The 23,813-nt window shown below is 58.8% G+C and carries 27 protein-coding genes; 18 read left to right on the top strand and 9 right to left on the bottom strand.

Annotation, left to right across the window (positions count from 1 at the left end):
- Positions 1-171 precede the first annotated feature (171 nt).
- Positions 172-462: an ArsR/SmtB family transcription factor gene (locus CRO62_RS14070; RefSeq protein WP_003513408.1), complete on the top strand. Its 291-nt coding sequence runs from the start codon at positions 172-174 to the stop codon at positions 460-462.
- A gap of 127 nt (positions 463-589) precedes the next feature.
- Complete coding sequence (locus tag CRO62_RS14075) at positions 590-1,702, top strand: alkene reductase (protein ID WP_097100640.1); 1,113 nt, start codon at positions 590-592, stop codon at positions 1,700-1,702.
- Between the two features lie 56 nt (positions 1,703-1,758).
- Here CRO62_RS14075 and CRO62_RS14080 read toward each other — a convergent pair whose 3' ends face one another.
- Positions 1,759-2,148, bottom strand: a complete 390-nt coding sequence (locus CRO62_RS14080) for a DUF6220 domain-containing protein (protein WP_025594112.1) — start codon at positions 2,146-2,148, stop codon at positions 1,759-1,761.
- Positions 2,148-3,185: an NAD-dependent epimerase/dehydratase family protein gene (locus CRO62_RS14085; RefSeq protein ID WP_097103005.1), complete on the bottom strand. Its 1,038-nt coding sequence runs from the start codon at positions 3,183-3,185 to the stop codon at positions 2,148-2,150. The genes CRO62_RS14080 and CRO62_RS14085 overlap by 1 nt, the downstream gene beginning before the upstream one ends.
- A 63-nt stretch (positions 3,186-3,248) precedes the next feature.
- Here CRO62_RS14085 and CRO62_RS14090 point away from each other — a divergent pair, with 63 nt between their 5' ends.
- Complete coding sequence (locus CRO62_RS14090; protein ID WP_179784526.1) at positions 3,249-4,220, top strand: LysR family transcriptional regulator; 972 nt, start codon at positions 3,249-3,251, stop codon at positions 4,218-4,220.
- A 109-nt stretch (positions 4,221-4,329) separates the two neighbouring features.
- Here CRO62_RS14090 and CRO62_RS14095 read toward each other — a convergent pair whose 3' ends face one another.
- Positions 4,330-4,596 (bottom strand): DUF2188 domain-containing protein, encoded by a 267-nt coding sequence (locus CRO62_RS14095; RefSeq protein WP_003513427.1) that lies wholly within the window; start codon positions 4,594-4,596, stop codon positions 4,330-4,332.
- Positions 4,597-4,793: 197 nt separating this feature from the next.
- Between CRO62_RS14095 and CRO62_RS14105 the strand changes: the two genes are divergently transcribed.
- On the top strand, positions 4,794-5,900 hold the full coding sequence (locus tag CRO62_RS14105) for a calcium:proton antiporter (RefSeq protein ID WP_097100641.1): 1,107 nt from the start codon (positions 4,794-4,796) through the stop codon (positions 5,898-5,900).
- 59 nt (positions 5,901-5,959) lie between these two features.
- Here CRO62_RS14105 and CRO62_RS14110 read toward each other — a convergent pair whose 3' ends face one another.
- Positions 5,960-7,162: a pyridoxal phosphate-dependent aminotransferase gene (locus CRO62_RS14110; RefSeq protein ID WP_003513431.1), complete on the bottom strand. Its 1,203-nt coding sequence runs from the start codon at positions 7,160-7,162 to the stop codon at positions 5,960-5,962.
- Positions 7,163-7,371: 209 nt separating this feature from the next.
- On the opposite strand from CRO62_RS14110, the gene CRO62_RS14115 reads away from it, so the two are divergent.
- The 4 genes from CRO62_RS14115 (at position 7,372) to CRO62_RS14130 (ending at position 10,461) form a co-directional block, all read left to right on the top strand.
- Complete coding sequence (locus CRO62_RS14115) at positions 7,372-8,301, top strand: EAL domain-containing protein (protein WP_097100642.1); 930 nt, start codon at positions 7,372-7,374, stop codon at positions 8,299-8,301.
- Positions 8,302-8,446: 145 nt separating this feature from the next.
- Positions 8,447-8,758, top strand: coding sequence for a hypothetical protein (locus tag CRO62_RS14120; protein WP_081307400.1), 312 nt, complete (start codon positions 8,447-8,449; stop codon positions 8,756-8,758).
- A gap of 141 nt (positions 8,759-8,899) precedes the next feature.
- Positions 8,900-9,802 (top strand): DMT family transporter, encoded by a 903-nt coding sequence (locus CRO62_RS14125; protein ID WP_097100643.1) that lies wholly within the window; start codon positions 8,900-8,902, stop codon positions 9,800-9,802.
- A 443-nt stretch (positions 9,803-10,245) separates the two neighbouring features.
- A complete protein-coding gene (locus tag CRO62_RS14130) occupies positions 10,246-10,461 on the top strand; it encodes a cold-shock protein (RefSeq protein ID WP_003494703.1) in 216 nt (71 codons plus the stop codon).
- Positions 10,462-10,553: 92 nt separating this feature from the next.
- Here CRO62_RS14130 and CRO62_RS14135 read toward each other — a convergent pair whose 3' ends face one another.
- Entirely contained in the window at positions 10,554-11,198 is a 645-nt protein-coding gene (locus CRO62_RS14135; protein WP_025594124.1) for an MBL fold metallo-hydrolase, read from the bottom strand.
- Between the two features lie 234 nt (positions 11,199-11,432).
- On the opposite strand from CRO62_RS14135, the gene CRO62_RS14140 reads away from it, so the two are divergent.
- The 4 genes from CRO62_RS14140 to CRO62_RS14155 all read left to right on the top strand — a co-directional run bounded on the left by CRO62_RS14140 (position 11,433) and on the right by CRO62_RS14155 (position 14,889).
- Positions 11,433-12,032 carry a DUF1236 domain-containing protein gene (locus tag CRO62_RS14140; protein ID WP_097100644.1) on the top strand — a complete coding sequence of 200 codons (600 nt, stop codon included), beginning with the start codon at positions 11,433-11,435 and terminating at the stop codon, positions 12,030-12,032.
- Between the two features lie 203 nt (positions 12,033-12,235).
- Positions 12,236-12,763, top strand: a complete 528-nt coding sequence (locus CRO62_RS14145; RefSeq protein WP_003513440.1) for a MarR family winged helix-turn-helix transcriptional regulator — start codon at positions 12,236-12,238, stop codon at positions 12,761-12,763.
- A gap of 2 nt (positions 12,764-12,765) precedes the next feature.
- Positions 12,766-13,479: a response regulator gene (locus CRO62_RS14150; RefSeq protein ID WP_019565223.1), complete on the top strand. Its 714-nt coding sequence runs from the start codon at positions 12,766-12,768 to the stop codon at positions 13,477-13,479.
- Between the two features lie 30 nt (positions 13,480-13,509).
- Positions 13,510-14,889, top strand: a complete 1,380-nt coding sequence (locus tag CRO62_RS14155; protein WP_097100645.1) for an ATP-binding protein — start codon at positions 13,510-13,512, stop codon at positions 14,887-14,889.
- A gap of 121 nt (positions 14,890-15,010) precedes the next feature.
- On the opposite strand, the gene CRO62_RS14160 is transcribed toward CRO62_RS14155, so the two are convergent.
- The 4 genes from CRO62_RS14160 to CRO62_RS14175 form a co-directional block, all read right to left on the bottom strand.
- A complete protein-coding gene (locus tag CRO62_RS14160) occupies positions 15,011-15,352 on the bottom strand; it encodes a tRNA-binding protein (RefSeq protein ID WP_003513443.1) in 342 nt (113 codons plus the stop codon).
- A gap of 27 nt (positions 15,353-15,379) precedes the next feature.
- Complete coding sequence (gene proC, locus CRO62_RS14165; RefSeq protein WP_013636581.1) at positions 15,380-16,198, bottom strand: pyrroline-5-carboxylate reductase; 819 nt, start codon at positions 16,196-16,198, stop codon at positions 15,380-15,382.
- 2 nt (positions 16,199-16,200) lie between these two features.
- A complete protein-coding gene (locus CRO62_RS14170; RefSeq protein ID WP_006311131.1) occupies positions 16,201-16,701 on the bottom strand; it encodes a YbjN domain-containing protein in 501 nt (166 codons plus the stop codon).
- A gap of 432 nt (positions 16,702-17,133) precedes the next feature.
- Positions 17,134-17,397, bottom strand: coding sequence for an accessory factor UbiK family protein (locus CRO62_RS14175; protein WP_003513446.1), 264 nt, complete (start codon positions 17,395-17,397; stop codon positions 17,134-17,136).
- Positions 17,398-17,705: 308 nt separating this feature from the next.
- Here CRO62_RS14175 and lgt point away from each other — a divergent pair, with 308 nt between their 5' ends.
- The 6 genes from lgt (at position 17,706) to CRO62_RS14205 (ending at position 23,761) form a co-directional block, all read left to right on the top strand.
- On the top strand, positions 17,706-18,518 hold the full coding sequence (lgt, locus tag CRO62_RS14180) for a prolipoprotein diacylglyceryl transferase (protein WP_029658791.1): 813 nt from the start codon (positions 17,706-17,708) through the stop codon (positions 18,516-18,518).
- Between the two features lie 15 nt (positions 18,519-18,533).
- Positions 18,534-19,634 carry a class I SAM-dependent methyltransferase gene (locus CRO62_RS14185; RefSeq protein ID WP_097100646.1) on the top strand — a complete coding sequence of 367 codons (1,101 nt, stop codon included), beginning with the start codon at positions 18,534-18,536 and terminating at the stop codon, positions 19,632-19,634.
- A 160-nt stretch (positions 19,635-19,794) separates the two neighbouring features.
- Positions 19,795-20,589, top strand: a complete 795-nt coding sequence (pgeF, locus tag CRO62_RS14190) for a peptidoglycan editing factor PgeF (protein ID WP_003513461.1) — start codon at positions 19,795-19,797, stop codon at positions 20,587-20,589.
- Positions 20,590-21,741, top strand: a complete 1,152-nt coding sequence (locus tag CRO62_RS14195; protein WP_097100647.1) for a M24 family metallopeptidase — start codon at positions 20,590-20,592, stop codon at positions 21,739-21,741.
- A 90-nt stretch (positions 21,742-21,831) separates the two neighbouring features.
- Entirely contained in the window at positions 21,832-22,608 is a 777-nt protein-coding gene (locus CRO62_RS14200) for a hypothetical protein (protein ID WP_097100648.1), read from the top strand.
- 220 nt (positions 22,609-22,828) lie between these two features.
- Positions 22,829-23,761 (top strand): ribose-phosphate pyrophosphokinase, encoded by a 933-nt coding sequence (locus CRO62_RS14205; RefSeq protein WP_003513466.1) that lies wholly within the window; start codon positions 22,829-22,831, stop codon positions 23,759-23,761.
- Positions 23,762-23,813: the final 52 nt, after the last annotated feature.

The following is a 23,813-nucleotide window of genomic DNA, read 5'->3' on the forward strand; positions in this document are numbered from 1 at the left end:
CTGTTCCCCTCTGGAGGTTTTAACCTTCAAACTCATTGGCCGCGGAGAAATCCGGCGGCCATTTTTTTGCGCGCTGTTCTCGGCCCGGGTGACAACCTCACAGAGACGTGAATTGTATATCGGAAACTATCGATCTAAATATCGGGCATGCCAGATATTAGAGAAACGCAGATGAACCCGGAGGAAATCCTCAAAGCCCTTTCACACCCCGCAAGGCTGAAGTTCCTCGAGTGGCTGAAGAGCCCTGAGAGTCACTTCTGTCAGGACCATCCGCTCAGCATGGGCGTATGCGCCAATCAGTTCCAGATCAGCGGCCTGTCGCAATCGACGGTCTCCTCACATCTGGCGGTTTTGCAGGCAGCTGGCCTGATAAGGTCAAAGAAAGTCGGGCAATGGGTGTTTTTCGAACGCAACGAGGAAACCATCGACGCCTTCCGTAATTATCTGCAAGCCAATCTTTGAGCCTCCCAAGCTTATAAGACCGGGGCGTCGGACCGGAAACTGCAAGGCGGTTTTCTCTCCGATGCCCAGACATTAGGAAAGCGCGCCAGCCGCGCAATTTCGCCAACCGACCAGAAAGTGAAGTCGCATGACAAGTCTTTTCGAACCGGCACAGGCCGGCGATATCGCACTCGCCAACCGTATCGTCATGGCTCCCCTCACCCGCAACCGCTCGCCGGGGGCAATTCCCAACAATCTCAACGCCACCTATTACGAGCAGCGCGCAACAGCCGGGCTGATCGTGACCGAAGGCACGCCGATTTCCCAGCAAGGTCAGGGTTACGCGGATGTTCCGGGCCTCTACAAGAAGGAAGCGGTCGAGGGCTGGAAAAAGATCACGGATGGCGTGCATGCCGCCGGCGGCAAGATCGTCGCGCAGATCTGGCACGTGGGACGCATTTCCCACACCTCGCTCCAGCCGCATGGCGGACAGCCGGTCGCCCCTTCCGCGATTATCGCCAAGTCCAAGACCTATATCATCAATGATGACGGCACCGGCGCGTTTGCGGAAACCTCCGAGCCGCGCGCACTGACCATCGACGATATCGGCCTTATCCTTGAAGACTACCGCACCGGCGCGCGCGCCGCACTTGAGGCCGGTTTCGACGGTGTCGAAATCCATGCCGCCAACGGTTATCTGATCGAGCAGTTCCTGAAATCCAGCACCAACCAGCGCACTGATGAATATGGCGGCTCGATCGAAAACCGCGCCCGCTTCCTCCTGGAAGTCGTGGATGCGGTTGCGGAAGAGATTGGCGCAGGCCGCACCGGCATTCGCCTGTCCCCCGTCACGCCCGCCAACGACATTTTCGAGGCCGACCCGCAGCCACTCTATAATTACGTTGCGGAAGAACTCGGCAAACGCAATCTCGCCTTCATCCATGTTGTTGAAGGTGCGACCGGTGGTCCGCGTGACTTCAAGCAGGGCGACAAGCCCTTCGATTACGCAGCCTTCAAGGCCGCATATCGCAATGCGGGCGGCAAGGGCCTGTGGATCGCCAACAATGGCTACGACCGTGAGAGCGCCATCGATGCGGTGGAAAGCGGCAAGGTTGATGCCGTGGCCTTCGGCAAGGCCTTCATCGCCAACCCGGATCTGGTGCGTCGCCTCAATGACAACGCGCCGCTGAACGAGCCGAACCAGCCGACCTTCTATGGTGGCGGGGCTGAAGGCTATACCGACTACCCGGCTCTTGGCTGATCAGTTCTAAACTCGAAACGCCGCACCGCTCCACAGCAGTGCGGCGTTTCGCCGTTTCAGGACAGGCCTCGCGCCTGCCGCGCAGCAAAGTCTGAAAATGCGCCCATCACGAAGGCGTTGGCCACATGCAGCGCCTGCAGAAAGCCACTGCCCGTTTCCCGACCGATGCTCATCAACGCCACCTGAAGGCAGTAGAGAGCGAGCAGCACGAGCGCGCGCCCAAGGTTTGGCCGGAGGTCATCATGACGAAGGGCGAGCACGACTAGAGATACAATGGGAACGGCGATCAGCATGCCAAGCCCTTTGTGAACCACAAGCAGCGATCCGTCATAATAGATCGACAGCCCGGCCAGCAGCACCTGCGCGAAAATCAACACCGGCACGCCTGCCGAAATCACCGCGAACATACGGCGCCGCCGGGAAAATCCATTAGCCACTGTAACCATCACACCCTACCCCCGGCATCGGTCGCATGATGAAGGCCCGCCAGTTGTTGCACCTCGCCGAGACACCCAAGGCTCGCCAATGTTGTCGATACCGCCGCATCGATCGGCGTTCGCGGTTCCGCGCCGAGGAATTCGACAAGCTTGCGGTTGCTCATCCGGATCGGCATCTGCCAGAGATATTTCATTTCCATGACTTCGCGGAACAGGGGAACGAACGGTGCAGCCAGCCCGACGGCTAACCACGAAAGCCGCCGCATCTTGACCGGATGGCCGACGGCCCGCTCGATTGCCCCGACCAGTTGCAGCCCGTCGAAATCCCAGACACCCTCCATGTGGTAGACGGCAAACGTTTGAAGCTCGTCCGAGCGATCGAGCAGCCGCCCGATTATCTCCGCAACATCCGGCAGATAGGCCCATTGATGCCCGGCATTCGGTACTGCTGGATTCTGAACGCTGCGAACCGGCTTGCCCGGTCGCACCAGCATCTGCGAAAACCAGTTGTTCTTCGCGTCCGGACCAAAGAAATCACCGGTGCGGACGATCAGGACCGGCACGCCGCGCATCGACGCCATTTTCAAACGCCGCTCCATTTCAACGCGCAAGCCGCCCTTGCGGGTGAAAGGCTTTTGCGGGCTGTCCTCCGTCAGAAGCGGAAAGGCATCCGGGCCAAAATTATAGATGCTGCCTGGAAACACGATCCTCGCACCGCAGGCCTCGGCAGCGGCAATGGTATTGTCGAGCATCGGCAGCACTTGGCTGTCCCAGTTGCGATATCCCGGAGGATTGACCGCATGGACGATGAGCCCGGCGCCTTTTGCCGCCTTCACCACATCCTCCCGGTTCATGGCATCGCCAGTCACGCGCTCGACGCCATCGGCGGCATCAACTGGTGCCGATCGGCGCGTCATCGCCCGCACCCGCCAGCCGCGCTGCAACAACATCTTCGAGACATGGCTGCCGACGCCGCCATTCGCCCCAACGATCAGCGCCAGAGGCTGGTTATTCTCTGCTGTATTTGCGTGGTTTTCATATATCATTGCCATTACTCCTTCTTCTGGGCTGGAGTATCGAGCCATCAGTCGATATACGAAATTGTCCAAATGAGTGGAGCCGCTATACAAAATCTTATAATCAGAAGCCGCAATGTCAGCTGGGATTTTTACCGCACCTTCCTCAGCGTGCTGCGCGACGGCTCGCTTTCCGCCGCCGCCCGCGAACTCGGCATTACCCAACCGACAGCTGGGCGCCATATCGGAGCGTTGGAAGAGGCCATCGGCTTTCCGCTGTTCATCCGCTCGCCGCACGGGCTGATGCCGACGGAAGCGGCGCTGGCGCTCCGGCCCTATGCGGAAAATCTGGCGGCGACGGCCGCAGCCCTTATGCGGGCAGCCTCCGGCGAGGTCGGCAAGATCGAAGGAACCGTGCGTATCAGCGCATCGGATATCATCGGCGTCGAAATGCTGCCGCCGATCATCGCTGCCATGCAGGAGATTCACCCCCGGCTTGAAATAGAACTTTCACTCTCCGACACGCTGGAAGACCTTTTGCGGCGCGAGGCTGATATCGCCATCCGCATGACCGAACCGCAGCAGGATGCGATCGTCATGCGCTATATCGGCAATTTCCGTCTGGGATTTCATGCGACACGCGATTATCTGGCAAGAGCCGGCATCCCGAAAAACATGGAAGAACTGAACAACCACCGTATGATCGGTTTCGACCGCAAGACGCCTTTCATCAGGGCGGCGATCCAGCGCATGCGCTCGCTCGATCCGGAAATACCCGATATCGAAGAAATTTCCTTCGAAATCCGCGCCGACAGCAACCTCGCCCAGCTTGCCATGATCCGCGCCAGCGCGGGCATCGGCGTCTGTCAGATAGGCCTTGCACGCAAGGATCCGCGGCTTGTCCAGGTCCTTCCGAAAACCGACATCCCGCTGCACGCATGGGTCGCGATGCATGAAAATCTCAAGACCTCGCCGCGATGCCGTGCCGTGTTCAGCGCCCTTGTCGACGGCCTGAAGGCCCACCTGAAGGAAACCGATCCGGGCGCCCCGCCGCAACGACGCTAGCGCTATTACGGCATCGATGGCGCACGGCCTTGCGCCCGCAAATCCGCAAGACATACCGGCGAAGCATGGAGGGTGATGCTGTTCTCACCGGAAATGTTGACGCCCTTCATCAAAACGGTCTGGCGGGCGGTGAAATCTTGTCGACCACTTCCGCCTCCGGCCGATCGCCGCCCTGGCTGTATTCCTCATGCCACTGGCCGCGTTCGTCCTGATAGCTGATTTCCTCGTCATCGCCGCCCACCTGCTGTTCGGCAGCAACGATGCGCGCGGCCTCAACGGCATCGGCATAGGTAGGAAATGTTTCGGAATAAGCGCCGTTCATGCGGTAGGCGAAGCCACCGTCATGTTCCACGACTTCATATACCACTTTTGTCATGCATGTTCCTCCTGTTTCAGTAGGCGAAATGGCAACCACAACCGCGCTTCAAGCATTGCACCCAACGGGGGACAACACGGCATGAGCAGCATGTCCTTGACCGCACCACTATCCTACCAAAAGCATTCAAGCGCAAATCCTGCTTGATCTTAACGACGATACGTCACAGCCTCACACTCTCAGGGGAAGGGAAATCGATGGCGGGTTCTATTTTAAAGCAGGAGCGAATGTTGCTGCTGGCAATACCGGTGGCAGTCGTCGCCTATCTGGCCGAACATGCGATATTCGAGGCCGGCAAAACGGCGTCGCTGATTGCCGCGATCGCTCTGATCGGGATGATCGTTCTGGTGTCGATGCGGGTAGCCCATCACGCCGAAATCCTCGCCGCCAAGGTCGGCGACCCCTATGGCACGATGATCCTGACGCTGTCTGCCGTGGCGGTGGAAGTGCTGATCCTTGCCATCATCATGAGCGAATCCAACTCGCCGACGCTCGTGCGTGACACGATCTATTCCGCCGTGATGATCGACATCAACGGCATTCTGGGCCTGGCCGCCCTGCTGGGAGGTCTTCGCCACGGCGAGCAGCCCTACAATGACGATTCCGGCAAGACCTACGGCGTCATGATCCTGACCGCCATGGGCATTTCGATGATCGTGCCGGAATTCATCCCCAAGGAAAGCTGGCACGTCTATTCCGCCTTCACCATCGTCGCGATGATCGCGCTTTATGCGCTGTTCCTGAAAATGCAGGTTGGTCCGCACAGCTATTTCTTCAGCTACGCCTATCCCCGCAAGGCTCATCCCAGCGGTCATCCATCCGGCGATCACACGGAGGACGAGGATGAGGGCAGCGTGTCCCTCTCCATCGGCCTCATCATCGCGGGCGTCGTGCTGATCGGCGTGCTGGCGGAATTCATGGCGGCCTTCCTAAGCCAAAGCCTCGAGGGCACAAGCGCGCCACCGGCACTGATGGCCGTCGTGGTCGCGACGATCTCCGCATCACCGGAAATCCTGACCGCGCTCAGGTCCGCATTGCGCAACCGCATGCAGGCCGTGGTCAATATCGCCATGGGCGCATCGCTTTCGACGGTCATCCTCACCGTCCCGGTGATGGAGGGCATCGCACTCTACACCGGTCAGCCGTTCATCATGGCGATGACGCCGGTTCAGACGGTCATGGTCTTCATCACCCTCATCGCCGCCGCCATCAACCTCAATGACGGTGAAACCAACGCGATCGAGGGAATGACGCATTTCATCCTCTTCGCCACCTTCATCATGCTGTTGTTTCTCGGGCTTTAGCCGCAACAAAAAAAGCCCGGCATCGCTGCCGGGCTTCTTCGTTCAAGATCGTAAACCGATCAGCGGCAATCGGCGCAGAAGCGCTGGATGCGCTTGCAGGCCTCTTCCAGCAGTGCTTCCGACGTGGCGTAGGAAATGCGGAAGTTCGGGCCGAGGCCGAACGCCGATCCCTGCACGACGGCAACACCTTCGGCTTCCAGAAGCTCGGAGACGAAATCCACATCCGACTCGATGACCTTGCCGGACGGCGCGGTCTTGCCGATCATGCCGGCGCAGGACGGATAGACGTAGAATGCGCCTTCCGGAGCCGGGCAATTGATGCCTTTCGCCTGGTTGAGCATGGAGACGACGAGGTCGCGGCGGCCTTCAAAAATCTTCTTGTTGGCCGGAATGAAATCCTGCGTGCCGTTCAGCGCTTCGACAGCTGCCCACTGAGCAATCGAGCTGGCGCCCGAAGTCTGCTGGCCCTGGATCATGTCCATGGCCTTGATGAGCGGCAGCGGGCCGGCTGCATAGCCGATACGCCAGCCGGTCATGGCATAGGCCTTGGAGACGCCGTTCATCGTAAGCGTGCGGTCATAGAGCGAAGGCTCCACCTCAACCGGCGTGACGAATTTGAAGTCGCCATAGGTCAGGTGTTCGTACATGTCATCAGTCAGCACCCAGACGTGCGGATGCTTGACCAGCACGTCCGTCAATGCCTTCAGCTCGTCATGCGAATAGGCAGCGCCCGAAGGGTTGGACGGCGAGTTGAAAACGAACCACTTGGTCTTCGGCGTGATCGCCTTTTCCAGCGCTTCCGGCTTCAGCTTGAAATTGTCTTCGAGCGTCGTGTCGACGAAGACTGGCGTACCGCCGCAGATCGCCACCATTTCCGGATAGCTGACCCAGTAAGGTGCGGGAATGACGACTTCGTCACCCGGGTTGAGGGTGGCCATGAAGGCGTTGAAAAGGATCTGCTTGCCACCGGTGCCGACGATGGTCTGCTCCGGCTTGTAGTCCAGGCCGTTTTCGCGCTTGAACTTGTCGGCGATCGCCTTGCGCAGTTCAGGAATACCTGAAACGGGCGTGTATTTCGTTTCGCCGCGCTTGATGGCGTCAATGGCCGCTTCCTTGATGTTTTCGGGCGTATCGAAATCCGGCTCGCCGGCGCCAAGGCTGATCACATCGCGGCCCTTCGCTTTAAGCTCACGGGCTTTCTGGGTAACAGCGATGGTGGCGGATGGCTTTACGCGGGAGAGAATGTCGGCAAGGAAGGCCATTTTTAATCGGTCCTGTTGTGGTTGACATCGGCAGAGGCGGAAAATCCTGTCTTCTGCGGCATTTTCTATGTCGAAAGACAGGCGCTCTTTCAAGGTCAAAAGCAGCATATGTGACACGGGAAAGAATTTAAACCTTCCTTAACCCGGAAGTAACGCTTGATGCGCTATATTCTCCGGCTAGAGGTCGTGTCTCTGTAGCTGGTTGAAAAATGGCGCCCAAAAGCATCTTTTCCAGTCTTGTCCGCGAGGTCGATGGCACATGGTCCACGGCCTATGGCACCTTCAACTTGAAATCCGCCCTGCAGCCCATCTTTCGCCGAACGATGAACGGCGCTCTCGACATCGATTCCTTCGAGGGTCTGGTGCGTCCCCATCGCAACGGCGAACCGGTGACACCGGGTGAATTCTTCTCGCTGGTGGCGCCTGAAGATATAGAGAATATCGACAGTATTCTGCGAACGATCCACATTCTCAATACCGGCAGGCTCAATCGTTCGCGCGCCCGCGTCTTCGTCAACTTCCATCCGGGCCTGTTCCAGACCCCGGCCAAGATGCGTCAGGAAGTGGAGCGCATGCGCCTTACCGCCCACGAGGCCGGCATGACGGCAGACCGCATCGTCTGCGAAATCTCCGAGAAAAAGGCGTCCGATACGCAGATGGTCGCCGACTTCGCCTATCATATGCATGACATCGGTTTTCGCGTGGCGCTGGATGATTATGGCGCGGGCGATTCCGACATTGACCGGGTGAAACTCATCAAGCCGGACTATGTGAAATTCGAGGCAGGCTGGGTGCGTGATTTCATGCAGAATTCGGCAGGCGCCGCCCTTCTGCGCGTCATCGTCAGCCAGTTTCGCGACGATGGGATAGAGCCGGTGTTCGAAGGACTGGAAACCGGCAGGCAGGTGGATATCTGCGAGGACCTCGGCGTCTTGCTGATGCAGGGATACGTGTTGGCAAAACCCGAACTAGCACCGACGAGTTTCGATGCGCGCTTTCCCGAACTCGGCAGCGGATATTTTTCACCCTCTCCAAGGTCGGACAGAAGCACTGCGACACAGGCATTCCCGCGTGAAGAACGCCCCGCCGAGCCGCATACCCTGCGCCAGACCAGAACCTTCGGAAAACGCGGTCTTTGAGGCCGTTGACAGCGAAATTGTCCCGAAATCGGCTTTGCCACGATATTGCCACAATAAATACTGCGGAACGCCTGAATTCGGTCTCCAAGCCGTCCATTTCGAAGCCTCATTTATCCTTTGAGAACAGGGACAAGAGGCGATCGCCATGTTTACCAACGACAGGACATCAGTTGAACGGTTAAGGGCGCAGAGAACGCTGTTTTCCCTCTGGATGGCCATTGCGGCCTTTCTTGTCGTCGTCACCATGGCCGCCGGGATCGCAACCTCGGCCAATGCGGCCCCTCAGGCAATTGACACCCTGCAGACATCCTCTATTCCGCAGGTGACGGCAACCGCGCGGGCGGGCGGCCACCTGTTGCTAGTTATCTTCTCGGCCGCAGCCTTCATCAGCCTCGGCATAGGCGGCCTCGCGCTCACCCGGCGAAGCCTGAAGGACGAGGCCCGCCGCCACAAGTAAGCCGCCGTCTCCTCGACTTGCGGCATCGGCGTGTTGCTGCTAAAGCACAGGGGAAGTCGTCAGAACGACGTTTCAAAAATCCCCGAAATGCCAAGGCCGCGACGGAATGATCTTCGGGCCCCTGCTGTGCTGGTGCCATCAATGACGCGTATTCAGGCCAACATGCTGCTTCTGCTCGCCGCGGCGATCTGGGGAGGCGGTTTCGTCGCACAATCATCCGCCATGGCCTCGATCGGGCCATTCTGGTTCGTCGGTCTGCGCTTCGCCATTGCCGCAATCGCCGTGCTGCCATTCGCCCTGATGGAAACCCGCTCGAAAAAATCGCCGCCACGTCGCAGGGAAATCGGCGGCTTCATCCTTGTGGGCTTCGCCCTGTTCGGCGGCGCGACGACGCAGCAGGTTGGGCTTTTGACTACAACCGTCACCAATTCCAGCTTCCTGACGGGGCTTTACGTCATCTTCGTGCCCGTGATCGCCGTCGTTCTTTACCGGCGCCATCCCCACTGGATCGTCTGGCCCAGCGCCCTGATGATGCTGGGCGGCATATTCCTCCTCTCGGGCGGCGCATTCGAGGCGCTGACGCAGGGCGATATTCTGAGCATCATCTGCGCCTTCTTCTGGGCAATCCAGATTACGCTCGCAGGACGTTTCGTTTCCGAAAGCGGACGGCCGCTTGCGCTCTCATGCACTCAGTTTGCGATTTGCTCTCTCTTGAGTTGCATGATCGGCCTTGCGGTAGAACCCATCAGCATGGCGTCCATAGAGGGGTCGCTGGCGGAAATTCTATACGTCGGCCTCGTATCCTCCGGCCTCGCCTTCGTTTTGCAGGTCGTCGCCCAGCGTTATACGACCGCGCCGCAGGCTGCGATATTTCTCTCTTCAGAGGCGCTTTTCGGCGCCTTGCTGGCGTCGATTTTCCTGAAAGAAACCATTTCCAACGCCGGTTATATCGGCTGCGTGATCATTTTCGCCGCTATATTGATCGTCGAACTGGTGCCGGAACTGACGCGTAAACGGCAAAAAACCGTCGCTGGAACGGCCTGACGCAGAAAGAACTGATTTTTCTGTTTCGAGGAAAAATCGTACTGCCGCATTCAAAATTTTGCCCGGAAACCGAAGGCAACCGGCAATTATTTCATCAATTATCAAATATGCGGAAAAAATGTGCGACTACGCGCAGGAATTCTACCGCAGGTTTTTATCCGACAAAAAGCCCGTGAAAACTTTTGCTTGCCAATTTTCCATAAACGCAGCAATCTACTGCGGTTCGGGCAATTTGCGAGCATGGGAAGGCCTATAAATTTGCGCACTGGGGACGCTATAAACCTCGGGCGGTGGGACGAAAAACGTTGGATGAGAACGCCATTACTTCCCGCTGTGAAGGTCCTTTTTCTCAATAGTCAAGAGCTGCCTGCCAACGCCCTCGCGGGGCAAAACTGTAATGCTGCCTGTAGCTGAACGCGGGCAGAGCGAAAAGGACCTGATGCATGGCCGAAACTGGCACCGTAAAATTCTTCAACACAGACAAAGGCTTCGGCTTCATCAAGCCAGACAATGGTGGCGCTGATATCTTTGTTCATATCTCTGCCGTACAGGCTTCCGGCCTGTCCGGACTTTCAGAAAATCAGAAAGTGAGCTTCGACACGGAACCGGATCGTCGCGGCAAGGGCCCGAAGGCAGTCAATCTGCAGATTGCTGGCTAACCCTAAAACGGCTTTCATTTCTAGTTGAAGCCCGGCAGGAATGCCGGGTTTTTTTATGCCCAATCCGTAGGCGCCAATACGCGCCCGGAAACTCAGATCCCCTTGAGATAGGGGTTGGTGCGCCGCTCCTCGCCAAGCCGCCCGCCGGGGCCATGGCCGCAGATAAATCCGACATCATCACCCAGCGGCAGCAGCTTGTCGCGAATGGACGCCATCAATTGCTCGTGGTTTCCGCCCGGCAGGTCGGTACGCCCCACCGACCCCGCAAACAGCACGTCGCCGACATGGGCGAATTGCTGGTCGCGATTATAATAGATGACATGTCCGGGAGCATGACCCGGGCAATGGTAGACTTCAAAGACATGATCCCCGAAAGATACCGTGTCGCCCTCATTCAGCCACCTGTCCGGCAAAACGTTCTGAAGACCGCTGATGCCGTATTTTTCGGCCTGGGTCTCGATCCTCTCGAGCAGCGGCCGATCGTCCTCATGCGGGCCGATCACCGGCAGGGAAAGCTTCTCGCGCAGTTCCTTGGCGCCACCGGCATGGTCGAGGTGGCCGTGCGTCAGCCAGATTTCCTTGAGCGCGATGCCGTTTTCGGAAACCACCTGAAGAATGACATCCACATCCCCACCGGGATCGACGACAACGCCTTCCTTCGTATCCTCATCGAAGAGAATGGTGCAGTTCTGCTCGAACGGCGTGACCGGAATAATGCCCGCCTGCAACTTTCCCATATCCCGTGTCTCCCTGTCTGACAAATCCCGCCTGCTATAGCCTGCGGCCGGTTCCGGCACAATGGCGGAGGAAAAAGCAACGGTTTCCGGTGACCTTCCTACTTCTAAAAACTATGATTTAATTCAATTAGATATCGGAAATATTCCCGCTCAAGACGGAAGGTGACTGTGAAAAATGTGGAACGCCCTGAAGGCTGCGACGTTGTAGGTCCAGTCTTAAAAGGAGTGAGACACATGGACAAGACGCTTAAAATGCTCATGGCTGGCGGCGCTTTCGCCCTGATGGCCGGTTACGCAAACGCCGCCATGGTCGCCACAACAGCTTCGGACGTTTCCGTTCGTTCAGGCCCAGGCGAGGACTACCCCGAGCTTGGCCTTGCCACCCGTGGCAGCAATGCAGTTCTTGATGGCTGCATGGACGGCAGCAGCTGGTGCCGCATCGAAGTCAACGGCCTGCGCGGCTGGGCACATGCAGATTATCTGAATGTCATGTATGAGGGCTCTCCCGTCATTCTCGAACAGCGCCGATCCGATATCAGCGTGCCGGTCGTGACTTACGAGAAGACCTCGAGCGTACAGGCAGAACCCAACCCCGGCGATCCGAACCTCGGCCGCGTCGGTGAAGTCAACCCGCCCGAAACCGTCATCTCCTATATTGACGAGCACCCTGCGGACACTGTCGCCTTTGATGGCGAGGTAGCGGTTGGCAGCACCCTGCCCTCCGATACCCGGCTCGTGGAAATCCCCGATTACCAGTATCGCTACGTTCAGGTGAACGACGTGCCGGTTTTGGTGGAGCCATCGACGCGCCGGATTGTCTACGTCTACCAGTAGACGCGAACTCGATACCGGCAGCATGAAACCAATGAAGAGCGCGGGGCTTTCCGCGCTCTTTTCTATTTCCGGTAAAGGCCAGTCAGGATTCCAGTTGCACCGGCACCCGCAGCATATTATCCACCGCAACAGAAAATGATCGCGGCATCCTCCCGAGCGGACGCATTTTCGGCTATGTTTACAGAATATTGGCGCATCGACGTATGTCAGCCGCAGAATATGAAGGAACCGCAGTGCCACCGCAATCGCTCAAAACCGCAGCCGCCAGGCAGACACCGGCACTCCCGAAGGTTGACGACGGCAAGATCGACTTCGATACGATAGAGGCGCTGTTCTTCGCGTATCGCGATTTCGTCTCCGATCCAGATGTCATTCTTTCGAAACTGGAATATGGGCGCGCGCATCACCGGGTGGTCTATTTCGTCAGCAGGCAGCCCGGCATGACGGTAGCGGATTTGCTCGACACCCTGCAGATCACCAAGCAGAGCCTTGCCCGCGTGCTCAAGCAATTGATCGACGACGGTTATATCCGCCAGATGGCTGGTCCGGAAGACCGCCGCCAGCGCAGGCTCTATCCGACGTTGACAGGGCGCGAACTGGCGCTGGCGCTGAGCGAGCCGCAATCGCGGCGGATCGACCGTGCGCTGGAAGGGCTTGGACCCGACGCCCGCGCCTGTGTTCGCAAGTTTCTGGCGCAGATGCGCAGCCCGACACCGGGGGAAGGCGACTGACGATGGCCACGGCAACGACAAAACTCCCCCCCGCCGATGACGATGCGGCCCACCTTCTGATCGTCGATGACGACGCCCGCATTCGCAATCTTCTGCAACGTTTCCTTGGCGACAAGGGATACCGCATCTCCGTCGCAGCCGATGCGGCAGAAGCCCGGCGCAAGATGGTCGGCATCCGTTTCGACCTTCTTATTCTCGACGTGATGATGCCGGGGGAAAACGGGCTTTCGCTCACCCGGTCGCTGAATGAGAACAAATCCGTGCCGGTCATTCTTCTGACTGCTCGCTCGGAGGCGGACTCCCGAATTGCTGGGCTCGAAGCCGGCGCGGATGATTATCTCGCGAAGCCTTTCGATCCGCGCGAACTTGTCCTGCGTATCAACAACATCCTGCGGCGCAACACTTCGCCGGATACGCCCAAGATCGAACAGATCATGTTCGGCCCCTACAGCTTCTCCATCCCCAGGAAGGAATTGCGGCGCGGCCCTGAAACGATCCGCCTGACGGATCGCGAACAGGAAATCATGCTGCTTTTTGCGCTTCGCGCCGGCGATACCATTCCAAGGCACGAGCTGGTCGAGGCGGAATCGGAAGTGGGCGAAAGAACAATCGACGTGCAGATCAACCGCCTTCGCCGCAAGATCGAGGACGACCCTGCCAACCCGGTCTATCTGCAAACGGTGCGTGGTATCGGCTACCGCCTGAGCGTGGATTGACAAGGACAAACGAAAGGCGGGCGCACAGCCATGGCGAGCCTCGATTTTCTAATCACTGTCAGGAATAGCGGCGTAGCCAAGACCTGGCGCGCATTTACCAGATGGCTTCGCCACTGGCTGCCCACCGGGCTTTATACACGCTCGCTGCTGATCATCATCCTGCCGATGATCCTGCTTCAGGGCATTGTAGCGGCCGTTTTCATGGAGCGTCACTGGCAGCTGGTTACCGAGCGCCTTTCCTCCGCCGTAACGCGTGATATCGCAGCGATCATCGAGCTTCTGCAAACTGATGAGGAAGAAGACGACTATCAGCGCGTCATCCGCATCGCCCGCGAGAAGCTGGGCCTCAGCATATACATCGAGCCGAAGTCCGATTTGCCGGCCCCGAGACCAGAACCGTTGTTTTCCATTTTGGATACGATCCTCGCCAATCAGCTGACCCAGCAAATCGGCCGGCCATTCTGGATCGATACTTATGGCAACGGTTCCCTGGTGGAAATACGTGTCCAGCTCGAAGACAAGACGCTCCGCGTCTTTACCAGTCGCAGCGCCGCCTATGCCTCCAACACGCATATCTTCCTTGTCTGGATGGTCGGTGCATCGCTGGTCCTGATCGCCATTTCCATCCTGTTCCTGCGCGGGCAGATCAAGCCTATCGAAGCGCTCGCCAAGGCGGCCGAAAATTTCGGCAGGGGCCAGAAGATCAGCGCCTATTCCCCACGCGGCGCAGACGAGGTGCGGCGGGCGGGTCTTGCCTTCATATTGATGCGTGAACGCATCGAGCGGCAGATGGAACAGCGTACCGCCATGCTGAACGGTGTCAGCCACGACCTGCGCACCATCCTCACCCGTTTCAAGCTGCAACTCGCGCTTGCCGGCGACAATCCTGATCTGGAAGGGTTGGACAAGGATGTCGAGGATATGCAGTCGATGCTGGAGGCCTACCTCACCTTTGCCCGCACCGATGTCGAGGAGGATGTCGGCACGCTGGAGCTTCCGGCACTTCTGGAAAAAATCGACTATGATTTCGAGCTGCACGGCAAGAAATTCAGCTACGAGCTTTATAATATCGACCAGATCATCGCGCGCCCGAATGCCCTCTCCCGCCTCGTCGCCAATCTTGCGGAGAATGCCCGGCGCTATGCCACCAAGCTCCATATCGACATCCGCAAGGCGCCACGCTCCATCATCATGACGTTTGATGATGACGGGCCGGGTATTCCGGAAGCATCAAGGGAGGATGTCTTCAAGCCGTTCTTCCGGCTGGACGAGGCACGCAACCTCAACGCCTCGGGCACGGGGCTCGGCCTCTCCATCGTCCGCGACATCGCCCGCAGCCATGGCGGTGACGTATCGCTGGACGACAGCCCCATGGGCGGATTGCGGGTAATCGTCAAAATTCCGGCGTAGAGCAGCGGAGAGAAAAATGTGATGCAGCTCGCCCGCTTCCGTCATTCCAGCCTTGAACCGGAATGACGGAGAGAAAATTTTGAGCATGCGCAATCTTTGGGTTGCGTGTTGTTGTGCTTTCTCAGCACATTTTCTCGCCGTTCGGCACCGGCCGCTCCACCGCGGCAAGCACGATGTCGCCGTTGCCATCGGCAAACCCCAATGTCAGAACTTCGGAGCGGAACGGGCCAATCTGGCGCGGCGGAAAATTCACCACTCCCAGCACCTGCCGGCCGATCAGACTTTCCGGGGTATAATGCACCGTGATTTGCGCCGAGGATTTCTTGATGCCGATCTCGGGGCCGAAATCGATCTTCACCTTGATCGCTGGCTTGCGTGCTTCCGGAAAAGGCTCTGCCTCGACGATCGTGCCGACACGGATATCGACCTTCTCGAAATCGGCATAGGAAATTTCACTGCTCATGCCCTGCTCCCGCCAGCCTGCTCGTCTTCAACCAGCCAGTTCTTCAGCGCGATTTTTCGCCGCAGCGATCGCCTTGTCAAACAGGGGCTGCATGCCGTCTTCGGCCATCAGCACCGAAAGTGCGGCGGCCGTTGTACCGCCCGGCGAGGTCACGTTCTGGCGCAGGCGCGCCGCCTCGTCTGAGGACTGATGCAGGAGTTCGCCCGCACCGGCCACGGTTTCACGCGCCAGCCGCATGGCTATATCCGCCGGCAGACCGGCCTTGCGACCGGCTTCCGCCATGCATTCCACCAGATAGAAGACATAGGCCGGACCGCTTCCCGAAACCGCGGTAACCGCGTCGATATCGCTTTCGGTTTCCACCCATTCGACCGGACCGCTGACCTTCAGCAATCCATCCACCACGGCCTTAAGCGCCGGCGTCACCAATTCGTTGGCATAGGCTCCCGTCACGCCACGACCAACCATGGCGGGCGTGTTCGGCATGGCCCGCACGGCGGCGACCGAGCCGAAATGCGAAACGAAAGTGCCGATGGTGGTGCCGGCCGCAATCGAAACCACGACGGTCTCGGGTCCGAGCAAGGGCTTGAGGGAGGGTAGCACTGCTTCCATCATCTGCGGTTTTACCGCGACAAACAGAATGCCCGCCTTCACGCCGTCAGGCACGCTTTCGCTATGCGTGGCGCCCGCTTCCGCAATTGTCGTGCGCATGGCGTCGGAGGGGCGCGGATCAATGACGATAACCTGCGAACCCGGCACGCCCTTTTTCAGCCAGCCCGAAAGCAAAGCGCCGCCCATATTGCCCGCCCCAACGAGGACGAGAGGACCGGAAGCCCTGTAGACCATTTTCAAGCTTCTCCGACGGTCTCGAACATGACCGCTTCAATTGCACTTTTCGCATCCAGCCCCGACCATACGACGAACTGGAATGCCTGATAATATTGTTCGCATGCCTCAAGCGCGCTGGAAAGCAGCACTTCCACCTGCTGGTTGTTAGGCTCCGCACCGCCAGCCAGAAGCAGCGACTGGCGGAAGATCACAACATCTTCCTGCCGCCACAGATCGAAATGACCCATCAGTACCTGGCCGTTGACCTGAGACAACAGGCGAATGACTTCGTTGACGCGCTGATCGGGCACCTTGATGTCGAAGGCGCAGGCCAGATGCAGTGCCTCGAAATCTTCCATCCAGGAAAAGGAAACGTGATAATCGGCCCAGTGGCCCGCCACCGTCATGGCGATCTCATCTTCGCCGGAACGTTCGAACGACCAGTCGTTCGAGGCGGCGACAATCTCGATCATGTCCACGGGATTGGACTGGCGCTCAATTTCAAATTCTATCAGGCTCATGCGGCACCTTCTCATCCGGTATGGATGTTCTGTTTTGAACGCCGGGCACAAAACGCACACACAAACCGGATTCAACACTTGAGACGATTGCCCGACACCAACAGAGTTACACATTCACCCTGTGTGGAGCTTACCAGGTTCGTTTCGAATCATCATTTAAAATCAGTGTATAATGGCCGAGTCCTGCTGCCACCCCTCGGGCAGCATTTTTACTTTTTGAACAGTGGATATCTTCTCCCCCATCACCTCAGGCGAGATACATAAGCGACTCTGGCAATTGCGTTTTTTGGAAGTGTCCACAGGCCTCAAAAAATTAACGATGGAGGCAGGTCCGGATCGACAGGGAATAATTTCGGGTTGCATGGCCCGCAAACAAAAAGTCCCGGAATCGCAGGCGATCCGGGACCTCTTGATGAAAAAGCGCGAAAAGAATCAATCCTTGGCAGCAGAAAGCTTTGCTTCCAGAGCCTCGATGCGAGCGCGCAACGCATCGTTTTCATCGCGCGCCTTGATCGCCATCTCGCGCACCGCGTCGAATTCCTCGCGCTTGACCACGTCGAGGCTGTTCAGCCAGCGATCCGCCTGTGCGTGCAAGGCAGCCTCGGCCTCCTTGCGCATTCCCTGCGCAGCGCCCGCCGCATCGGTCATCAGCTTGGCGAATTCATCAAGAAAACGATTGGTGCCTGTCGTGCTCATGGCCCTGTTCCTTCGTCGGTTCAGGGAGCGTTCCGTTCCCTGCTGTTGATGCCTTTCAGGTAGGCACTCGACAGCCGCCTTGCAAGCAAAATCGAAAAATCGGCATGGCTTGCAATGGCCTTCGGCATCGCAAAGCGTCCCTTGAAGAATAATCTTGACCGGCGCTGCGGCAATCGCCATTTTCCTCGCGTAAAGAGACCGGAGAGCATCATCGCCCGGCTCCTTGAGGCAATGGGTCATTCTGTTGTCCGCCCAGCAACGATGACGGAATATACGGATTGTTAGCCGCTCCCACCCAACTTGCCATCATGCCATTTCCGAATATCGATCCGGTTGCCCTGTCTCTCGGGCCTCTGGCGATCCATTGGTACGGCATTGCCTATGTCGCCGGCATCATGCTCGGCTGGTTTTATGCCCGCCGCCTTGCGCTTACGCCTCGCCTGTGGCCAAACGATACATCGCCAATCTCGGCGCAGCATCTTGACGACTTCATCCTGTGGGCAGCCGGCGGCATCGTGCTTGGCGGGCGCATCGGCTACATCCTGTTTTACGATCTTGGCGCCGTCGCCGCAAACCCTATAAGAGCACTTGAGATATGGAACGGCGGCATGTCGTTCCATGGCGGCCTGATCGGCACGACCATCGCCATGATCCTCTTCGCCCGCAAGAACGGCATCCCTGTCTGGAGCATGTTCGATATCATCGCAGCCGTCGCACCTGTCGGCCTGCTGTTCGGACGCATCGCCAATTTCATCAATGGCGAATTGTGGGGACGTATCGCCGACGTTCCCTGGGCCGTCGTGTTCCCGACCGGCGGGCCGTTTGCGCGCCACCCCAGCCAGCTTTACGAAGCGGGACTTGAAGGCCTCGTTCTCCTCGTCATTCTGGCGGTCACCATCTACGTTTTCAGGGCGCTCAAGACACCTGGCATCGTAACCGGCATCTTCGTTTGCGGTTATGCGCTGTCGCGCATCTTCGTGGAATTCTTCCGCGAGCCGGACGCCCAGATCGGTTATCTCGCGGGCAACTGGCTGACCATGGGCATGGTACTCTCCACGCCGATGTTCCTTCTTGGCCTCTGGGCCGTCTTGCGTGCGCGACGCGCGAAAATACGCGCTTAAGCGGAATGGCCTGCCATGACGACACCGCTTGCGCAACGCATCAAATCCCTCATCCGCCTGAACGGCCCGCTCAGCGTCACCGATTTCTTCTCGCTTTGCCTGGCCGATCCTGAACACGGTTATTACCGGAGCCGCGAGCCTTTCGGCCGATCGGGTGATTTCATCACCGCTCCGGAAGTCAGTCAGCTTTTCGGCGAAATGCTCGGCGTTTTCGTGGTTCACGCCTGGCAGCGCCATGGCGCACCCGCAGATATTCGTCTGGTGGAAATCGGCCCCGGCCGCGGCACCATGATGTCTGACATGCTGCGCGTCATCCGCCGCATCGCCCCACCGCTTTACGAGACGATGCGGGTGCATCTGGTGGAGACCAGCCCTCGCCTTTGCGCCATCCAGAAAGAGACGCTCGCTGCGCATGCCGAACGGCTGACATGGCATGACAGTTTCGATGCGGTGCCGGAAGGTTTCCTGCTCCTCGTCGCCAACGAGCTTTTCGACGCCATCCCAATCCGCCAATTCGTGAAAACGCCGCAGGGTTTCCGCGAACGGGTGGTCAGTCTTGGTACCGATGGTGAACTGGTCTTCTCGACTGGGCTTGCCGGCATCGACCCGGCGCTGCTGCCGCCCGGCCCGGAACGGCAGCCGATTGGCAGCATATTCGAGATCGCACCCGCCCGCGAAGCCGTAATGACCGCAATCTGCCAGCGCCTGTCCGCATATGGCGGCACCGCACTCGCGATCGACTACGGCCATCTGGTCGCCGGGTATGGCGACACATTGCAGGCCATGCGCAACCATGCCTTCGACCCGCCGCTTTCTCATCCCGGGCAAGCCGATCTGACCAGCCATGTCGATTTCGAAAGCCTTATCAGGACGGCTGAGGCAAACGGCGTTCATGTCAACGGCGGCATCAGGCAGGGCGACTTTCTTTATGGTCTTGGCCTGAAGGAACGGGCAACCGCCCTTGCCGCAAAAGCTACACCCGACCAGACGCTTGAAATCGCCGAAGCGGTCAACCGTCTCGCTGGCGAAGGGGCTGGCAGGATGGGGGAACTTTTCAAGGTCATCGCCGTTTCAAGTCCCGCGCTCCATCTCATGCCGTTTCGCGCGGTGGATTGACAGTGCAATCACCTCTGGGCCAACATCGGCCCAGAACGAAGCAAGCGAACGCAGACACACTGCACCAGACAAACGCCGCGCAACGCCGTGGCAACAGGAAACATCTCGCTTAACGCATCCCACTGGCCAACAGCGACATTCTCCAAGGAACTCCCGCACCATGCAGAACGAAACGCTGCCGCTCCCCATCCAGAGCCCCCTGCTTGCCGCCTTGAGTGAAAACCGTGTCCGTCACGGTTTCTTCACCCGGCAAGGCGGTGTCTCCGAGGGGCTTTATCAGGGCCTCAATGTCGGCCTCGGTTCGAATGACGAGCCGGAACTGGTGCAGGAAAACCGCCGGCGCGTCACGCAATGGTTCGGCTTGTCTCCGGAACGTCTCGCCACCGTGCATCAGGTCCATTCTCCTGATGTCCTTGTGGTCGATGAAAGCTATGACGGCAGCCGCCCGCAGGCCGATGCGATGGTAACGGCGACACCGGGTTTCGTGCTCGGCGTTCTGAGCGCCGATTGCGGCCCGATCCTCTTTGCTGATGCTGAAGCGGGCGTTGTGGGTGCCGCCCATGCCGGCTGGAAGGGTGCATTGTTCGGCGTGCTCGAAAACACGATCGAGACCATGAGGAAGCTGGGCGCCAGCCGCGAGCGCATCTCCGCCTCTCTCGGCCCCTCCATCAGCCAGGCCAATTATGAGGTCGGGCCTGAATATATGGCGCGCTTCACCGATTTCGATCCTGCCTATGCGGCCTATTTCACCGCTTCGGACAAAGGCGGCCATGCGCTATTCGACCTCAAGCAATTTACGGTGGACCGGCTGGTCAATGCGGGCGTGAGAGCGGAAAACCTCGGCCTATGCACCTATCCTGATGAAGAACGCTTCTATTCCTACCGCCGCACGACCCACCGTGCCGAGCCCGACTACGGGCGGCAGATTTCCGCAATCGCAATTCTGGAGGACTAAATGGCCCTGCACTTCGAGCTCTCGGAATTCGATGCCCGCCGCGAACGGCTGATTGCGAAGATGGCGGAAGAGAAGCTGGACGCCATTCTGCTTTTCGCCCAGGAAAGCATGTACTGGCTTACCGGCTATGACACCTTCGGCTACTGCTTCTTCCAGACGCTGGTGGTCAAGTCGGACGGCTCCATGATGCTTCTGACCCGTTCGGCAGATATGCGGCAGGCCCGAAATACTTCGACGATCGAGAATATTCTCGTCTGGGTCGACCGGCCCAATGCCGACCCGACGCTCGATCTTAAGAACCTCCTCAGCGATCTCGATCTCCTTGGCGCCAAGATCGGCGTGGAATACGACACCCACGGCATGACCGGGCGCGTCGCCCGCCTGCTGGACAACCAGCTTGCCAGCTTCTGCCAGATGATCGACGCCTCCTATCTGGTCAGCAGCTTGCGGCTCATCAAGAGCCCAGCCGAGATCGCCTATGCGAGGAAGGCAGGCAGACTTGCGGACGAGGCTCTGGACGCTGCACTGGAGCTCATCAAGCCCGGTGCGGACGAAGCCGCGATCCTCTCGGCAATGCAGGGAGCGGTTCTGTCCGGCGGCGGTGACTATCCCGCCAATGAATTCATCATCGGCTCCGGCGCGGACGCGCTGCTGTGCCGTTACAAGGCCGGGCGGCGCAGGCTCGATGACAAGGATCAGCTGACGCTGGAATGGGCGGGTGTCAGCGCCCACTACCACGCCGCCATGATGCGCACGGTGGTGATCGGCGAACAGGACTTCCGCCAGAAGGAGCTTTACAGCGCCTGCCTGCAAAACCTCACCGACATCGAAGAGGTGCTGCGGCCCGGCAAGACCTTCGGCGATGTCTTCGACGTGCACGCCCGCGTCATGGACGAGCGTGGACTGACCCGCCATCGCCTGAACTCCTGCGGTTATTCGCTGGGCGCGCGTTTCTCGCCGTCATGGATGGAGCATCAGATGTTCCATGCCGGCAACTCTCAGGAAATCGCCAGCGACATGACCCTGTTCGTGCACATGATCGTGATGGATTCTGATTCCGGCACCGCCATGACCCTCGGCCAGACCTACCTTACCACGCAAGGCGCGCCGGAACCGCTCTCGCGCCATAGCCTCGATCTTCTCACAGCTTAAATCTGCACCGGGTTTGACAGAGCGGGAAAACCGGCCCTACATTGCCGCCACCTTGGGCAAGAAGGAGCGGAACATGAGAGGAAACGTCGCATGAGCCGGACGGGGTTTACCCGCCCTTTCCAGACGTTTGTCGTTTCGGTCCTCGTCATTCCGGCGCTGGCGTTGACCCTGTCGGCCTGCAACACCACGGAGGCGCTGACGCCGCAGGTGAATGTCGGCCACAATAGCTCGCAATCGACACCGGTGACGCAGGGCGATCTCGACCAGATGGCTGCCGCTGCCGACCGCGCGCCCGCAGGCGCACCGGCAACCGCCTCTTCCGTGCCCGCTTACGCACCGCAGAACTCCCTGCAGGCCCAGGCGCAGGCGCTTTCCAACGGCAATGAGTACGGCGAACCTCTTGGTCAGACCCAGTCTACCGGACAATCTGCAGGCCACTCACCCTCCGGCACCCAGCCGCCGCCTCCACAGCAGACGGCTGCACTTGCCCCCGCCGCTTCCGGCAATACCATCCGCTTCCTGCCGATCATCGGCGCGCCCGTTCAGGCCGTCACGCCGCTTTCGCGGCAACTGGGCGCCGAGGCGCGGGCAAAGGGGCTGACAATCCGCGCCTCTAACGACAATTCGGCAGAGAACATCCTCAAGGGATATTTCTCCGCCTTCGCCGATGGCAGCAAGGTCAACATCATCTACGTCTGGGACGTTCTGGATGCCAATGGTGTCAGGCTCCATCGCCTGCAGGGGCAGGAAACGGTGGCAGCCAAGGGCAGCGATCCCTGGGCCGCCGCGACCGACAGGGTCATGCAGGATATCGCCGCAAAAACGCTCAACGAGTATTCGTCATGGAAGCAGTCTCAAAGGGGATGAGATGAAACGGCGGGAGAAGTCACAGAGATTTCATGAAAATCATTGCGAAAGCACGGAGTCCTCTTGCAATCGGAAGCAACAACGCTATTAAGGCGCGCATGGCAACAAGGCGTATCCGGCAAAGGCTTTTCAGCCGGATGTTCCTCCCCTTGAACGACGCTTGGTTACGGCAGACACTTTCCCGTGGCGCAAGGCGATTGCATGGAAACAGGCGGGCGCAATGAAGGTTTTCGCAGGCAATTCGAACCGGCACCTTGCCGAAGCGATCTGCAAGTATCTCAACGTTCCCTTGGGAAATGCCACCGTAAAGCGGTTTGCTGACCAGGAAATTTTCGTAGAAATCAGTGAAAACGTGCGCGGGGAGGACGTTTTTCTCGTCCAGTCCACTTCGTTTCCGGCAAACGATCATCTGATGGAACTGCTCATCATGATCGATGCCATGCGCCGCTCCTCGGCAAAACGCATCACGGCAGTACTTCCCTATTTCGGTTACGCCCGCCAGGATCGCAAAGCCGGCCCCCGCACACCGATTTCCGCCAAGCTCGTCGCCAACCTGATCACCGAAGCCGGCGCCGACCGCGTTCTGACGCTCGATCTTCACGCCGGCCAGATCCAGGGCTTTTTCGATATTCCGACCGACAACCTCTTCGCAGCGCCCATTCTGGCCCGCGATATCAAGGACCACTACGACACCAACAACGTCATGGTCGTTTCGCCTGACGTTGGCGGTGTGGTGCGCGCCCGTGCCCTGTCGAAGCGTCTGGACTGTCTGCTGGCCATCGTCGACAAACGCCGTGACCGTCCGGGTGAATCCGAAGTCATGAACGTCATCGGCGACGTATCCGGCAAGGACTGCATCCTGATCGACGATATCATCGATTCCGGCGGCACGCTCTGCAATGCTGCCGAAGCGCTGTTGAAAAAGGGCGCAACCAGCGTCACCGCCTATATCACGCACGGCGTGCTTTCCGGCGGCGCCGTTGCCCGCGTGGCTTCATCGAAGCTGCGCGAACTCGTCATCACCGACAGCATCCAGCCGACCACCAGCGTCCAGTCCGCGCACAATATCCGCGTGATCAGCACTGCGGGCCTTCTGGGCGAAGCGATCAACCGCACCGCGCAGGAACAGTCGGTTTCCGGCCTGTTCGACTGAAGCAATCGTTTCTCTCGCACATCTGCAAAATCACTGCATCCGCATACCGTCA

Origin of the sequence: Rhizobium sp. AN6A (genome assembly GCF_900215635.1) — a bacterium.
Taxonomy (GTDB): Bacteria; Pseudomonadota; Alphaproteobacteria; order Rhizobiales; family Rhizobiaceae; genus Agrobacterium; species Agrobacterium tumefaciens.